This window comes from Amycolatopsis sp. N2S4-7, assembly GCF_058119595.1.
On the sequence record NZ_CP172299.1, the window covers coordinates 8,573,845 to 8,588,835 of the forward strand.

General features: G+C 72.0%; 10 protein-coding genes. 2 read left to right on the plus strand and 8 right to left on the minus strand.

Annotated features, from left to right (window positions below; all coding sequences use genetic code 11):
- Positions 1-168: 168 nt before the first annotated feature.
- The 4 genes from ACH54P_RS40410 to ACH54P_RS40425 are packed head-to-tail and all read right to left on the minus strand — an operon-like array spanning position 169 to position 4,829.
- Positions 169-1,866, minus strand: a complete 1,698-nt coding sequence (locus ACH54P_RS40410) for an amylo-alpha-1,6-glucosidase (RefSeq protein WP_489908558.1) — start codon at positions 1,864-1,866, stop codon at positions 169-171.
- Positions 1,867-1,877: 11 nt separating this feature from the next.
- On the minus strand, positions 1,878-2,690 hold the full coding sequence (locus ACH54P_RS40415; RefSeq protein WP_489908559.1) for a carbohydrate ABC transporter permease: 813 nt from the start codon (positions 2,688-2,690) through the stop codon (positions 1,878-1,880).
- Positions 2,687-3,580: a carbohydrate ABC transporter permease gene (locus ACH54P_RS40420; protein WP_489908560.1), complete on the minus strand. Its 894-nt coding sequence runs from the start codon at positions 3,578-3,580 to the stop codon at positions 2,687-2,689. The genes ACH54P_RS40415 and ACH54P_RS40420 overlap by 4 nt, the downstream gene beginning before the upstream one ends.
- Positions 3,581-3,587: 7 nt before the next feature.
- Positions 3,588-4,829, minus strand: coding sequence for a sugar ABC transporter substrate-binding protein (locus tag ACH54P_RS40425; RefSeq protein WP_489908561.1), 1,242 nt, complete (start codon positions 4,827-4,829; stop codon positions 3,588-3,590).
- A 168-nt stretch (positions 4,830-4,997) separates the two neighbouring features.
- Between ACH54P_RS40425 and ACH54P_RS40430 the strand changes: the two genes are divergently transcribed.
- Together ACH54P_RS40430 and ACH54P_RS40435 are read left to right on the plus strand one after the other, a co-directional pair.
- Entirely contained in the window at positions 4,998-6,011 is a 1,014-nt protein-coding gene (locus ACH54P_RS40430) for a LacI family DNA-binding transcriptional regulator (RefSeq protein ID WP_489908562.1), read from the plus strand.
- Between the two features lie 135 nt (positions 6,012-6,146).
- Positions 6,147-7,985: an RICIN domain-containing protein gene (locus ACH54P_RS40435; RefSeq protein WP_489908563.1), complete on the plus strand. Its 1,839-nt coding sequence runs from the start codon at positions 6,147-6,149 to the stop codon at positions 7,983-7,985.
- 93 nt (positions 7,986-8,078) lie between these two features.
- On the opposite strand, the gene ACH54P_RS40440 is transcribed toward ACH54P_RS40435, so the two are convergent.
- Genes ACH54P_RS40440 through ACH54P_RS40455 form a run of 4 tightly spaced genes read right to left on the minus strand, consistent with a single transcriptional unit; the run spans position 8,079 to position 14,964 of the window.
- Positions 8,079-8,639, minus strand: a complete 561-nt coding sequence (locus ACH54P_RS40440; protein WP_489908564.1) for a DJ-1/PfpI family protein — start codon at positions 8,637-8,639, stop codon at positions 8,079-8,081.
- Positions 8,640-8,676: 37 nt separating this feature from the next.
- Positions 8,677-10,650 carry an alpha-L-fucosidase gene (locus ACH54P_RS40445; protein WP_489908566.1) on the minus strand — a complete coding sequence of 658 codons (1,974 nt, stop codon included), beginning with the start codon at positions 10,648-10,650 and terminating at the stop codon, positions 8,677-8,679.
- Positions 10,651-10,662: 12 nt separating this feature from the next.
- Complete coding sequence (locus ACH54P_RS40450; protein WP_489908567.1) at positions 10,663-13,023, minus strand: RICIN domain-containing protein; 2,361 nt, start codon at positions 13,021-13,023, stop codon at positions 10,663-10,665.
- 27 nt (positions 13,024-13,050) lie between these two features.
- A complete protein-coding gene (locus ACH54P_RS40455; RefSeq protein ID WP_489908568.1) occupies positions 13,051-14,964 on the minus strand; it encodes a DUF8034 domain-containing protein in 1,914 nt (637 codons plus the stop codon).
- Positions 14,965-14,991: the final 27 nt, after the last annotated feature.

Below are 14,991 nucleotides of genomic sequence, written 5' to 3' on the forward strand. Positions count from 1 at the left end.
GCGGTGGGCGGCGGCTTCGCTCAGGGGAGGTAGGCGCCGCCGGTACCGGGCCGCCGCTTGCGGCCGAGGCGCGGGCCCGGCGCCGCCGCTCCCCGGCCGAGTTCGCGGGCCCGGCGCCGCGGCTCAACCGGCCGCGATCCGGGCCCGGCGCGGCCCCGGTGCCGCGGCTCAACCGGCCGCCTGCGCGCCCTCACGCTGAACAGCCGCCTCGCTCAGCAGGAGGTACGCGGCCGCCGTCCAGGTGTACGCGCGGTCGCGGAGGCCCTCGCCGGTCAGTGCGTCGAAGTTCTCGGCGAACCCGTTCTTCTCGCAGGTTTTCCGGAACCGGGCACTGATCTCGTCGGCGAGGTCGGTGGCGCCGCCGCGGCGGAGGCCGTCTTCGATGAGGATCGTGGCCGGGGCCCAGACCGGGCCTCGCCAGTAGCCGTCGGGTTCGTAGTGCGGGGAGTCCGGCAGTTCCGTGGCGAGCCCGATCGGGGTCAGGTGCTCGGCCACCCCCGCGCGGAGGCGGTCGAAGACGTCCGGCGGCAGGTGCTCGCCGAGCACGACCGGCACGAGGTCGAGCAGGCTCGAACCGGCCCGCTTCGTTCCGGTGCGGACGCCGCGGCTGAGGAACCTCGAGCCGTCCCAGAGTTCGGTGAGCAGGGCGGTCAGCAGGGCGTCCGCGCGCCCCCGCCAGTCCGTCGTGGTGTCGCCGGCGGCGGGGGCGAGCGTCGCTAGTTCCTGCATCTGCAGCACCAGGAAGGCCGCGAGATCGGCGGTCACGACGAGGCGCTCGTCCCGGAACACCGTGGAGTTGTCCCAGCCGCTGTCGTTGCCGTGTTCGTAGTAGGGCAGCGGGTGCCCCGGCGCCCGGCGGTGGTCGAGCCAGAAGGAGGTCCACGCCGCGAGCTGCCGGTACGTCCGGGCGGGATCGGGCACCCCCGCCGGCAGCCGGTCGCGGAGGCGGGTGAGCGTCCACCCGTGGATCGGCGGCTTGACGAAGTTGTGCAGCACTTCGGCGTGGGTGACCGAGTCCGGCAGCGCGCCGCTGGGGTCCTGGTGGTCGAAGGGCAGCTGGAACTGGTCCCAAGCCAGCCCGGGCGCCCCCGGGGCGAGCGCCAAGGCGGTGAAGCAGTGGTCCCAGCTCCACACCTTGTTCATCCAGTGCTTCGACATGAGCACGGCCGGGCGGCCGAGGAACCCGCCCGGGGCGACCGTCGCGGACCAGACGACGTAGCACGCGAGTTCGGCCGCGTCGCCGCGCCGAGGGGCGACCGCGTCCGCGAACGACGTGAAGTCGCCGCGGGCCGCGTCGGCCGCGTCGCCGAAGCTGGTCGCCGCCCGGTAGGGCGAGCGGCCGGTGGCGAGCTCCTCCAGCGCGATCTCCCACGGGCCGCCGTCCGCGCCCACGACGACCGCGCGCTCGGCGGTGCCGAGCTCCTGCTCGCCGGTCCGGTCCCACGCGCCCGAGAGGAGGGTGAGGCGGAACCGGTGGCCGGTCTCGTAGGACGTGAACACCAGCGCTCCCGCCGGGTCGGCGAAGAAGTACGTTCCGGTGAACGGGGTCAAGGCCGGTTCGGTGGCGGCGACGCGCAGGCCCAGTCCGCGGCCGGTGATCCGGAGCGTCCCGGCGTCCGCGAAGGCCGCGCTGACCCGGCCGCCGGGGACGTGCCACGCCAGTACCGCCGGATCGGCCGAAACCTCGGCCCGGACCCGGTTCTCGCCCAGGACGGGGCCGAGGGACAGCACGGCGTGCATGCCGTGCCGGTGGGAAACGACGTGCACGTCGTCGGCGCAGTGCGCCGGGCTCAGCACCGGCGAAAGGCTGAACCAGGCACGGGCCCGGCTGAAGGGGATCTCGCGGAGGGAGAACTCGGCGGCCACGGGTGGTCCTTTCAGTCCTTGACGGCTCCGGCCGTGACTCCTGCGGCGACGTAGCGCTGGGCCAGCACGAGGAGCACGGTGGCGGGGACGGACGCGACCACGGCGGTGGCCATGATGGCGTTCCACTCCTGGTTGTTGTTGCCGATGTAGCGGTAGATGCCCAGCGTGAGCGGCCGCAGCCGGCCGCCGGAGTCGAGGGTGGCGGCGAACACGAAGTCGGACCACGCCCACAGGAACGAGAACAGCGCCGCGGTGACGACGCCGTTGCGGCTGGCGGGCAGCACCACGGAGACGAACGTGCGCCACGGGCCGGCGCCGTCGATCCGGGCGGCCTGCAGCAGTTCGCCGGGCACGGACGCCATGAAGGACGTGAGGATCAGCGCCGCGAAGGGGACCGCGACGGTGGAGTCGGCCAGGACGAGGCCCCAGACCGTGTTGGTGACGCCCAGTTCGACGTAGATGCCGTAGAAGCCCAGCGCCATGATGATGCCGGGGATCATCTGGGCGACCAGCAGCACGAACCCGAGCGTGCGCCGTCCGGGCGGCCGGAGCTTCGCCAGCGAATAGCCCGCCGGCGCGGCGATCACCAGGGTGAGCACGACCGTGCCCAGCGCGACCAGCAGGCTGGTGCCGAAGTACGGCAGCTGTTCCCGCAGGACGCGCTCGTAACCCTCGAGGGTCGGCGAGGCCGGGAACAGGTCCGGCGGGGACTTGCGCATGTCGCTCGTGCGGGTCAGCGAGACGGCGACCATCCAGTAGACCGGGAAGAGCATCGCCGCGGTGAGCACGACGCCGACGGCGGTGAGCCAGGGGGAACGCCTCATGCCGGGTCCTGGTGGCGCTGCAGGCGGATGTACACCAGGCCGGCGGCGAGGGCCAGGAGGATGAGGACGTTGCCGACCGCCGCGCCGGGACCGAACCGGGGCAGCATGGACCCGAAGCCCAGTTCGTACGACCAGGTCGCGAAGGTGCTGGAGGAGCCGCTGGGGCCGCCCCTGGTCATGATCCAGATGATGTCGAAGACCTTCAGCGTGTAGACCAGGCCGAGCAGCAGGGTGATCGCCGAGACCGGGCGCAGGATGGGGAAGGTGATGTGCCGGAACGCCTGCCACCGGCTCGCACCGTCCAATGCGGACGCTTCGTACACCTCGGCGGGGATGTTCCGCAGTCCGCTGTGGAGCACGACGAGGTTGAACGGGACGCCGATCCAGATGTTGGCCACGGTGACCGACACCAGCGACCAGGACGGCGAGGTCAGCCAGTCGACCGGGGCCACGCCGAGGAGGCCGAGCGCCGCGTTGACCAGCCCCGACTCGCTGTTGAGCAGCCACGCCCAGGTCGAGGCCGACACGATCAGGGGCAGCAGCCACGGCACCAGGAACAGCGCCCGCAACGTCACCGAAAGCCGGAAGCGGCGGGTGAAGAAGACCGCCGTCGCCAGGCCGATCGTGTACTGGAACACCAGCGACGCGGCCGTGAAGACGAGCGTGTTCACCAGGGCGGTGGTGAACAGCGGATCGCCGAACACCCGGGCGTAGTTGCCGAACCCGGCGAAGGGCGCGCCACCGTGGACGAACGTCCGGACGGTGTAGTCCCGCAGGCTCAGGTCGACGTTGGTGTACAGCGGATAGGCGTAGCAGGCGATCAGGTAGGTCACCAGCGGGGCCAGGAAGGCCAGGCCGGCGATCCGGTTCCGGGCGAATCTCGAACGCACCGGGTGCCTACTTCGCCGCCGCGGCGGCGGCCTGGGCGTCCTTGAGCGCGGCCTCGGGCGGCTTCGCCCCGGTGAGCGCGGCCTGGACCGCGTTCCACAGCGGCTGGGAGATCCGCGGGTAGCGGGTGCCGAGGTTGTCGCCGGTCCGGCTCTTCGCCTTCTCCACCGCGCCGGCCCACACGGCCAGTTCCGGTCGTGCGGCGATCTGCCGCTGCTGCACCGACGGGACGGCGGAGACGTAGGTGAGCGCGGTGTCCGAGGCCAGCACCTTGTCCGGGGCGGTCAGGCAGCCGGCGACCCGGCCCGCCGTGCGTTCGGCGTTCGGATCCTCCTGGGCGGGGACGGTGACGAACTCGCCGCCGGTCGGCGCGGGCGCCGTTCCGCCGGTGCGTCCCGGGATGGCGATGACGCCGTACGGGAACCCGGCCTTCTTCGCGTTCTCCAGCTGCCAGGTGCCGTTCTCGGCGAAGGCGTACTCCCCGCCGGCGAACTCCTGCCAGCTGGTGGTCTGGGTGTTGGCGATGACCGAGCGGGGCGCGTACCCGCGGTCGAGCCACGACTTCCACTGCGTCAGGGCGGCGACGGCCTGGGGGCCGGCCAGGTCGGTCAGCGACGCTCCCGCGCCCCAGAACCACGGCAGGAACTGGAAGGTGCCCTCCTCGGTGCCGATCGCCCCGAAGGTGATGCCCTTCTTGCCGGCCGCTTTCACCTTCGCCAACGCGGTTTCGAGGGAGGCCCAGTCCTTGACGGACGCCGGGTCGACCCCCGCGGCGTCGAGCACCGCCTTGTTGTAGTAGAGCGCGAGGGTGTTGGCGCCCAAGGGAACCCCGTAGGTCTGGCCGCCGACCTGGCCCGCGGCCAGCAGGTTCGGCGAGACCGGCGACGCGTCCAGCCCGGTTTCCCGGTTCGCCTTCAGCACCCCCGCCTCGACGAGGGTGGACACGACCGGGTTGTCCACCACGAGCACGTTCGGCGCGGTGCGTTGCTGGGCGGCGAGCAGGACCTTGTTGGTGAGGTCGGTGGTGTCGTAGGCCTGGCGTTCGATCTTCACGCCGGCTTCGGCGCCGCACCCGTCGATCACCTTCGCCCACTCGGATCCGGCGGTGAACTGGGGGTACGGGTCCCAGACCGACAACGTCCGCGGGTCGGTGCCCCCGGTGTCCGGCGACGCGGAGCACGCCGCCGCCGACACGGCCACGACGACCGCCAGCGCGACGGGGAACAGGCGGGAGGGTGCGGTGGCGGGCATGGTGGTCCTTCCTGACGGCGACAGCGGCGACAAGCATCGAACCGGTTCGACTAGCGCGAGGTTTCGCCACGGTAGACTCGCGGTCGGCGTGAACGCAAGAGCCGGTGCCTATCATCGGAGGTTCATCGAATCGGTTGCCCGGGCAGGGGCCGGAGACGGGATGCGTGCATGAACATCGGCGAGATCGCCAAGCGGGCCGGGGTGTCGCGGAGCACGGTGTCCTACGCGTTGAGCGGCAAACGGCCGGTTTCCGTGCGGACGGTGCGCCGGATCAACGAGGTCATCGCGGAGCTCGGCTACCAGCCCAACGCCAGCGCGCGAGCGCTGGCCGAAGGCCGGACCCGGACGTTCGGCCTGGTGATACCGCCGGCGAGCGCGCGGCTGACCGACGCCCAGCTCGGCTTCGTGGCCAGCGTCGTGGAGGCCGCCGCGGTGCACGACTACGACGTGCTGCTGTCGCCGAGCGGCGGTGACCACGACCGGTCCTTCGAGCGGATCGTGACCGGCCGCCGGGTCGACGGCGTCGTGCTGATGGAGATCCTGCTCGAGGACGCCAGGGTCGAGCGGCTGGCCGGAGCGGGGCTGCCCTTCGTCGCGATCGGCCACGTCGAGCACCCGGGCGCGTCCTGGTGGGTCGACGTCGACTACGCCGCGCTGATCGGACGGTGCGTGCGCCACCTCGCCGACCTGGGGCACGAGCACGTCGTGCTGATCAACCGGTCCGAGTACCTGGTCGCCGCGGGCTACGGCCCGGCCGTACGGTCCGCGGCCGGCTTCCTGGAGGCCGTCGGCCGGCGCGGGATGGCCGGGCACGTGGTGAGCTGTGCCGACGAACCCGCCGCCGGGCTGGCGTGCTTCGGGGAGATCCGGGCCCGGTGGCCCGAGGTGACCGCCGCCGTGACGATCAACGAGGCCGCGTTGCCCGGTCTGCAGCGTGCTCTCCAGCTCGCCGGCCTGCAGGTGCCGCGCGACTTCTCCCTCACCGGCGTGATCGCCGACCGGCTCGCCGAGGACTTCCACCCGCCGCTGACCGCGGCGGACGTGCCGGCGGGGGAGATGGCCCGGCTGGCCGTGGACCTGCTCCTGGAACAGGTGGACGGCCCGGCGGCCGCACCCCGGCACGCCCTGCTGGAGCCGCCGGTGACGCTGCGCGCCAGCACCGGCGCCCGCCCCCGGGACTAGGCGGATCCGGTTCGACCTCCGTTCTTCCCTTGTCGGCGCGAGGCGGGGCGCGTACCTTTCTGCGTGGTCGAACCGGTTCGATAGACGCCGCGTTCCCCGCGGCAGCCTCTTGTCCCTGCACCGAAGGAGCCGCACGTGGACAACTTGATCGAGCGACGACGTCCCGGCCGCGGTCTGGCCGCCCTCGTGGTGAGCCTGGCGCTCGCCGGTGCGTCCGTGGCGGGCCTCGCCACCCCGGCCCAGGCCGCCGACGAAGCCATCTCGGTGGACTTCTCCGTCGCCGGCGGCTCACCCACCTACCGCGCGTCCGGCTGGATCTACGGCATGACCGAAGACGCCTCGGCGCCCGCGGACCACTTCTACCGCGACGTGAAGTTCCAGGCCATGCGCGCAGGCGGCGCGCAGCTCGACAGTCCCGGCGGCTGGGTTTCCGGCCGGTACGACCGGCGGTGGAACTCCACCCGCGCCCAGCTGCTGCGCACCCGCTCCCTCGGCGGCCAGTTCGTCCTGCTCGTCCACGACCTCTGGGGCGCGGACGGGTCGTCGATCTCCCGCTTCCCCGGCGACAACGGCGACTGGACGGACTACGACAACTTCCTCACCCGCCTGATCGCCGACGTGCGGGCCACCGGGGCGCCGGTGCAGTGGGACCTCTGGAACGAGCCCAACATCTCGCTGTTCTGGAACCGCCCGCAGTCCCAGTACTTCGCCATGTGGCAGCGCGCGTACCAGCGCGTCCGCGCCGCGTTCCCCGGCCAGCTCATCGTCGGCCCGAGCTGCGCGTGCGTCCCGTCGGCCGGCTACGCCTGGTGGACGCAGTACCTCGACTTCGTCCGGTCCACCGGCGCGGTCCCGGACATCATCAGCTGGCACGCGCTGCCGGGCGATCCGGTGGCGAACGTGGCCGCCGCGAACACGACCCTGGACGCGCGCGGCGTCCCGCACCCCCGCCCGTACCAGATCAACGAATACGCGGCGCCGGACGAGCAGAACCCCGGTGACGGCGCCTGGTACATCGCGCGGCTGGAGCGGGCGGGCGCCGACGGCTTGCGGGCCAACTGGGCCGGCGGGGCGAACCTGCACAACGACCTCGCGAACCTGCTGGTCCGGAATTCGGCGGGCCAGCTGCCCAAGGGCGAGTGGTGGGTGTACCGCTTCTACGGCTCGCAGACCGGGCAGATCGTCTCCGTCACGCCCAGTCCCGCCTACGACGCGTTCGCGACGAAGGCGAGCGGGAACGCGAAGGTCCTCGTCGGGGGCGGAGGCACCACCGGCACCGTCGCGGTCGGCCTGCGGCGGCTGGACACCACGTCGGGCATCGTCCGGAACAACCAGGTGCGGGCGCTCGTCCAGCGGATCCCCTACAACGGCGGGGGCGCGGTCCAGGGCCCGGTCACCGTCCAGGACTCCGTGGTGAACCTTTCCGGCAACGCCGTGACGCTGGCTCTCCCGCACACCAACGCCGACGAGACCTTCACGATCACCCTCCTGCCGCCGGACGGTGGCTTCCAGTCCGTCGCCGTCGCCCAGCATTCCCAGCAGTGCCTGGACAACACGGGCCTGCGGACCACCGACGGGAACCCGCAGCAGCAGTACCCCTGCGAAGGGGGCGACCAGCAGCTGTGGAACTTCCGCCCCGTGGCGGGAGCGGCCGGCACCTACACCGTCGTCAACCAGCAGTCGGGCAAGTGCCTGGACGTCAACGGCGGTTCGACCGCCGACGGCGCCGCCGTCCAGCAGCGGACGTGTCTCGACGGCTCCCTCAACCAGCAGTTCACCCTGCGGAAGGTCACCTACGGCGGCAGCGATCCCCGCGATCACCAGCTCGTCGCCCGGCACAGCGGCAAGTGCGTCGACGTGAGCCGGATCTCCACCGCCGCCGGTGCGCCGATCCTCCAGTGGCCGTGCAACCCGGTGAACCAGGGCAGCCCGCTGAACCAGACCTGGCGGCTGTGGGGCAAGGCACCCGCCTGACGCCGAAAGGGACGGATACCGGCCCTTCGCCGTCCGGCAGGGGTGGTCCAGCGGACGATGTGGGACGAACGGGTCGCGGCGCGGCGACCGGTTCTACCTGATCGCCCCGGTTTCCAGCACCGCCAGGTAGGCGCGGGACCACAGCGGCAGGTCGGGCCAGCCGCGGCAGGACACCATCGCGCCGTCCACGACGTCGGGCCCGTCGGCGAAGGTGGCGCCCGCGTGTTCCAGATCGGCCTTCAGCGGCGGGTAGGCGGCCGTGGTGCGGCCGCGCAGGAGCCCGAGCGCGGCCGGCACCTGCGGACCGTGGCAGATCGTGCCGACCGGGAGGCCCGCGTCGAAGAAGTGCGTGACGACGCGGGCCACGTCCGGGTCCGTCCGGATGTACTCCGGCGCCCGCCCGCCGGGGATCACCAGCGCGTCGAACCGGGCCGGGTCCACATCGGCGAACGCCAGGTCGACGGGCAGCAGGTGGCCCGGTTTCTCGGTGTAGGCGTCCCACCCGGGCTCGAAGTCGTGGACCACCAGGCGGACCGCGCGCGTCGTGGGGGCGGCCACGATCGCCTCGTGGCCGCCTTCGCGCAGGCGGAACACCGGGTACATCGAGTCGAGCTCTTCGGCGGCGTCGCCGGTCAGCAGCAGCACCCGTGCCATGTTCGCTCCCTCCGCCGGTCAGGACCCGGCTCCGCCGTCAGACGCCGGTGATCGTCCACTGGTTGTTCGTGCTCGTGTTCGGTGCCCACAGGATCGCCGCCGAGCCGGCGGCCGAGTTGCCCGCGCCGTCGAGTGCCGTGCCCGTGCCCCGGTTGACGATCTGGTAGCGGCCGTTGCCGAGGCTGTTGAGGCGCCACTGCTGGGTGACGCCGCCGGTCCACGACGCCTGGACGCAGGTGACGCCGTTGCCGCTGTTGCCGGCGCTGTCGGCGACCATCCCGTTGGTGCGGTTGACGATCCGGACGTAGCCGCCGCCCGCGTCGGCCAGCTGCCACTGGAGGTTCGTGCTGCCGTCCCAGTTCCACTGCTTGAGCCCCGACCCGGACGCGACGGAGCCGCCGCTGTCCAGCACGAGACCGGTGGTGACGTTGGCGATCCGGGCCCAGCCGGTGGGGAGGGGACCGGAGCCGGGCGCCGGGACCGGCCCCGAGAACCTCAGCTTCACCACGTACGCCGGCGCGTCGAACGGCGGAGTGGCGGACGGCAGCTGGACGCGCAGCGCGGACGCGTCCTGGACCGGCGCGGGCAGCGTCGTGGCCGTGCCGGCGTCCGGGCCGAGCAGCTGGGCCGAGACCAGGGTGCTCAGGTTGATCCGGTTCGCCCCGAGCGTCGTGATCGGGAAGGTGCTCCCCGGCCAGCCCAGCACGGTCGCGTACAGGACGGTGTTGTCCTTGCTGCGGGTGAACCGGACGTCGGTCCGGGTCCCCTCCACCGGGGTGGTGAACGAACCCCCGCCCATCTTCGTCGGCCCCTCGCCGTACACGGCCCACGCGCGGGTGCCGTAGACGGATTCGCCGAACCGCTTGAGGTAGTCACCCATGCCGAGCAGGATCGAGCGCTGGCCGGCCGGGATGGTGCCGTCGGCCATCGGGGCGATGTTCAGCAGCATGGTGCCGTTCTTGCTGACCCGGTCGAGCAGCGAGTGCAGGATGGCCTTCATCGAGTAGTAGCCGATGCCGGTGGTGTAGCACCAGCTGGAGCTGGAGATGCTGTCGTCGGTCATCCAGTAGGGGCTCATCAGGTCGCCCGGGCCGCCGCGTTCGAAGTCGAAGACCTCGCCGCGGTTGTTGAAGCCGTCCTTGTAGGTGGCGACGACGTCCTTGTTCCAGGCGACGGCCTGGTTGTAGTAGCGCGAGAGGAAGTTCAGCCGCTGCGCCTCGTCGACCTGGCCCAGGTTGAAGTCCTGGTAGACGAGGTCGGGCTGGTAGCCGTCGACGACCTCCCGGAGCTTGTCGTACCAGAGCTGGTTCTCCGCGGTCCGGCCGTTCTGGCCGAAGAGCCGGCGCAGCGACTCGGTCGGCTGGTTCGGGACGTGGTCGTAGTAGCCGGTGAAGTGGTACGCGTGGTGCAGCGCCGCCAGCAGCTTCAACCCCTTGGCGCGGATCGCGTCCGCGTGCAGCCGCAGCAGGTCCAGTTTCGGCCCGGTCCGGACCGAGTTCCATTCGTTGGCGGTGCTGTTCCACATCGAGTAGCCGTCGTGGTGCTCGGCGACCGGGCCGGCGAACTTCGCGCCGGCGTCGGCGAACAGCTGCGCCCACTCGGCCGGATCGAAGTTGCCGCCCGCGGACCTCAGCTTCGGCGCGAACTGCACCCAGTTGCCCGCCTTGTCCCGGGCGCCGTTGATGAAGTTCTGGTACGGCCACGCCGACGGATCGCCGAACACCTGCTTGTGGTGGTTGTTCTCGTTGGACCCGGCGATGTACATGTTCCGCGGGTACCACTCGTTGCCGAACGCGGGGACGCTGAACACACCCCAGTGGTAGTAGATGCCGAACTTGGCGTCCTGGAACCACTCCGGTGCCGGCGGGTGCTGGTCGACCGACGACCAGCTCGGGCTGTAGCTGCTCGGGCCTTCGGTGGCCCACGCGGTGCGGACGCGGAAGACGCCGGCGGCCGCGGCGATCCCGGCCACCGCGAGCAGCCTGCGCCGGGAGAGTTCGAACGAAGACATGCCGGGCTCCTCTCAGCCGAGCGTCCACTTCTGGTTGTTCTGGCCGGTGCAGGTCCACAGGCGGACCAGGGTGCCGTTCGCCGTGCCGCTGTCGGTCACGTCCAGGCAGAGTCCGGATTGGACACCGGTGATGGTGCCGTTCGCGCCGACCTGCCACCGCTGGTTGGCGCCGCCGTTGCAGTTCCAGGTGACGACCTTGGTGCCCGGCGTGGTGCCCTGGCCGGAGGCGTCGAGGCACCGGGTGCTGTCGCCGCCGTAGACGGTCAGCTCACCCGCGGCCGTGCGGGTCCAGGACTGGTTGGTGCCACCGTGGCAGTCCCAGATCTGCACGGACGCGCCGGGCGTCGTGGAGGCGCCGTTGACGTCCAGGCACCTGCCCGCGCCTGCCGCCCGCACCGGGCCCGCGGCCGGCGTGCTGCCGCCGGTGCCCGCGGCGGCGATGACCTGCTGGGCACCCGATGGCCAGTTCGTGCCGCTCACCTGGACGTTGCCGCTCAGGACGTTGTTGTGCGGCGGGCCGGTGGCCACCTGGGTGGCGCCGCCGTTGAGCCAGTTGCCGCTGAAGGTGTTGTCGCTGGTGTTGTTGGTGCTGCTCGCGTTGGTGAAGGCCCACACCCCGGAGTCCTGGACCACGTTGGCCGACAGGGTCACGTAACGCGAGCCTTCGTCCAGGTACAGGCCGACCGTGCGGTTGTTGTCGAAGATGTGGTTGTGGTCGATGGAGCTGCCCGGGTTGGCCGAGAGGTTGTAGATGCTCCCGCCGTCGTGCATCAGCTTCTTCGTGCCGTGCACCCGGTTGTAGCTGACGACGGTGTCCCGCAGCGTCGTCGGCGTGGTGTAGACGGGCTGGTAGTCGTACAGGCCGCGGTTGCGGTAGTCCTGGCTGCCGCCCTGGTCGTTGGCGCCCCAGCCCCAGCCGACGTCGATGCCGTCGTAGGTGAGGTTGGCGACGTCGTTGTGCGTGATGACGGTGTGCGTCGCGTACGTCGAGAGGATCCCGGCCATTTCCCGGTAGTCCAGGGCGACCCGGCTCACCGTGTTGTACGAGATGGTGACGTCGCGGTTCGTCATCGCGGGATCGGCCGGGTGGTGCGCGTCGGGCCGCACGCCGCCGACGACGATGCCGCCGCCGGAGTTCTCGGTGAAGGTGTTGTGGTCCACGGTGATCGACGACGCCCCGAGGCCGACGCCCGACGCGTGGGCGTTCGCGTCGTTGCCGACGCCGAGCGCCACCTGGCCGAGGTGGGTGAAGGTGTTGCCGCTGAAGGTGATCCCCGTGGCCGCCGAGACCTGGACGGCGGCGGGCGCCTGGGCCCAGCCGTTGCGGGCGCCCTCGAACTGCCGGCAGCCCGACTGGCAGGAGGTCAGGAAGTCGCCCGGCATCGGGGCCGCCGCCGGGAGGAACGTGCCGGTCTGCTGGTTCGCGTACCCGACCGACGTGCTGGGCGTGAGCCAGGTCGTGTGCTCGAAGTTCAGGCCCTTGAACGCGAGGCCGCGCACCGGGTTGCCGTAGCTGCCGCTGATCTGCAGCAGCGACTGCAGCCGCGGGAGCTCGACGTCGTGACTGCCGGGGACCCAGCCGCCGGGTGCCTTGTAGTAGAGCTTCCCGGCCTGCGGGTCCAGGTACCACTGGCCGGCGTTCTTGAGGAAGGAGTACGAGTTCTCGAGGAACAGCTGGCCCCCGCCGAACGGCTTGGCGAGGGTGTCGTAGCCCCAGTTGTTGTTGTTCCAGGCGGGTTGCTGCATGACGATCGAGGTCCCGCTGATGCGGTCGACGGGGGCGTACCGGTCGGTGAACGAGTTCTGGCTCTCCACCTCGATCCGGTTCTGCTGCGGCAGGGTGGCGAGGTAGTTCAGCGCGGAGTTCGTGATGGTCATCCCGGTCGTGGTGATCTGCACGTCGTTGCGGGAGATCGGGATCGACGCGCGCGGGGCCAGCGCCCCGTCGACGAACAGCTGCCGGGAGTCGGCGCCCGGCGGCACGGACGCCACCCAGATGTTCTGACCCGGGTCCTGCACCGACCAGCCGGAGACCTGGGTGCCGCCGGAGAGGACCGGCGTCTGGCCCGGGGTGGCCTGCCAGGTGACGGTGTGGCCGTTCTGCCCGGAGTCGGCGCTGGTGAACTTCAGCGGGGCGGAGAGCCGGTAGGTGCCGCCGGCGAGCTGCACGACGACGTCGTTGCCCGCCGACCGGTCGCGGGCCAGCTGCTGGGCCTTCGCCGGGGTGGCGACCGGCTGGTCGGGGGTGCCGGGGTTGGCGTCGTCGCCGTTCGGGGCGACGGCGATGGTGACGGTCGCCGCGTGGGCGGCCGGCGTGGCGAGCGCGGTCAGCACCAGGGCGGTGGCGAGCGCGGCGGCGGTGCGCGACGGCATGGGCTGGGGACCTCTCCGGGGACGGGGTTACGGGACGTCGAAGGGGGTGCGGTAGGACGGCGGGCGGGTGCGCAGGTCGAGCTGCAGCGTGAGCCGGACGGTGGTGGAGCGGGGGAGCCGCACCGACAGCCACGGCCCGTCGACGCGGGTCGAGGCCGAGGTGATCCGGGGCTCGGTGTGCCCGTAGTCGTAGAGCCCGCCGATCCAGGACGGGTTGTCGCAGGCGGTGTGGCGCGCGGTGCGGATGGTGTGCTCGGCGAACGCCCCGGCCTGCACGATCACCTCGTGGTCGGCCGACGGGGCGAGGTTGACCAGGTCGACGACCGTCGCCCCGGGGTCGATGCGGGAGACGAGCGCGGCCACCGAGGGCGGCAGGCCGGGGCGCCGGGCGACGGCGTCGTAGTAGCGCACCCGGGCCTGCTGCAGGCCGCCGTTGTAGAGGACCTGCGGGCCGCCCCAGGTCAGCTGGACCAGTGCCTCGGTGACCACGGGGTTGGCCTGCTGCCACACGTGGATGTCGGCCTCGGCCACGTCGTGGCCGCGGTGGCGCTCCACGCGGGCCAGGCGGTGGCGGACCTGGGCCTGCGCGGCGGCGAGGATGCGCTCCGGGTAGGCCGGGTCGTCCCCGGCGAGGAACGCGAACCAGGGCTCTTCGTGCCCGGCTTCCTCCTTGGTGCGGAACGGCCGCACGGTGCTCCAGTCGTGCCCGGCGGCCGCGCGCAGCCGCTCGATCCGGTCCCGGTCGGCCGGTGCGGCGGAGTGGTGCCACAGCGCGGTGGGCACCGACATCAGCATCGGGTTGTAGTCGAACCAGCCGCGGTCGGAGTAGCGGAAGGGCACGTGCAGCGTGGGCGTGAGGACGTCCGGGCCCAGCTGGGCGGTCCAGCGGGACGGCAGGCTCGAATCCGCGTCCGTGAACGCCATCACCTTGCCCTGCGCGATGATCTCGTCCAGCGCCGGGCGGACCAGGTCGAGGAACGACTCGTCGCCGGTCGCCGTGGCGGCGGCGAGCGCGGCGACGGTGGCGGCCTGCCCGACGCTGTACCAGCCGTGCGGCCACGACCAGCCGTAGTGCCCGCCGTACCAGCGCCCGCCCAGCAGCCCGCCGACCGTGCCGTCCGGGGCGACGTTGTCCGGGAGGATCCCGCGGTTGGCGGTGGCGCGGGCGCACCACGCGCCGACGTACTCGGCGATCCAGTCTCGGTACCGCTGCTCGCCGGTCAGCATCAGCGCGTTGAGCACCAGCCCGGTGGTGGCCAGGTTGACCGCGGTGTCGCCGGTGCCCACCCGGCGGCGCAGCTGCTCGCCCAGCCGGGGATCGTCCTCGCGCGGGGGCTCCGCGGCGCCGGGCGGCAGGACCCAGTCCAGGGGGAAGCCGTACAGCCGGGCCTCTTCGGGCAGCCACGGGTAGGACCGGCCGTCGAACAGGCCTTCCCGGCCGGCGTCGCTGCCGTTGTGCGGACGGCGGATGATCCGGTGCGCGGGATCGTAGTTGCCGTGCGCGGGGTCGACGTAGAGGTCGGCGAACCGGCGGGCCCGCCCGGCCCAGCGGCCGGGCGCGGCCAGGCACAGGAAGTAGAACAGCAGCAGGCTCTCGCCCTGGTGGAACCAGTCGTACCCGCGCTCGTACTCCTGCCGCAGCATGCCCAGCTCGGTCAGCTGGCGGGTGACCCCCTCCCAGTGCCGCTCGGACGCGGCGAGCAGGTTGTCGGCCCCGCCGAGCAGGTAGAGCTGCGGCCAGTTGAAGAACGTTTCGTAGAAGTCGTCCACCCCGTCGCGCGTGGAGAGCCGGCCGCCGTAGGCCAGCCGGCCGTCCGGTCCGGTGAACCCGTCCTCGAACGCGCGCCAGGCGCGGTCGAGCAGGTCGAAGAGGCCGCGCTGGGCCACCGCCCAGCCGGGCGGTTCGAGCAGCGGCACCGAAGCCGTGATCGCGGGATCCATCCCGGCGTCCTCCGTTCGCGTGAGCGG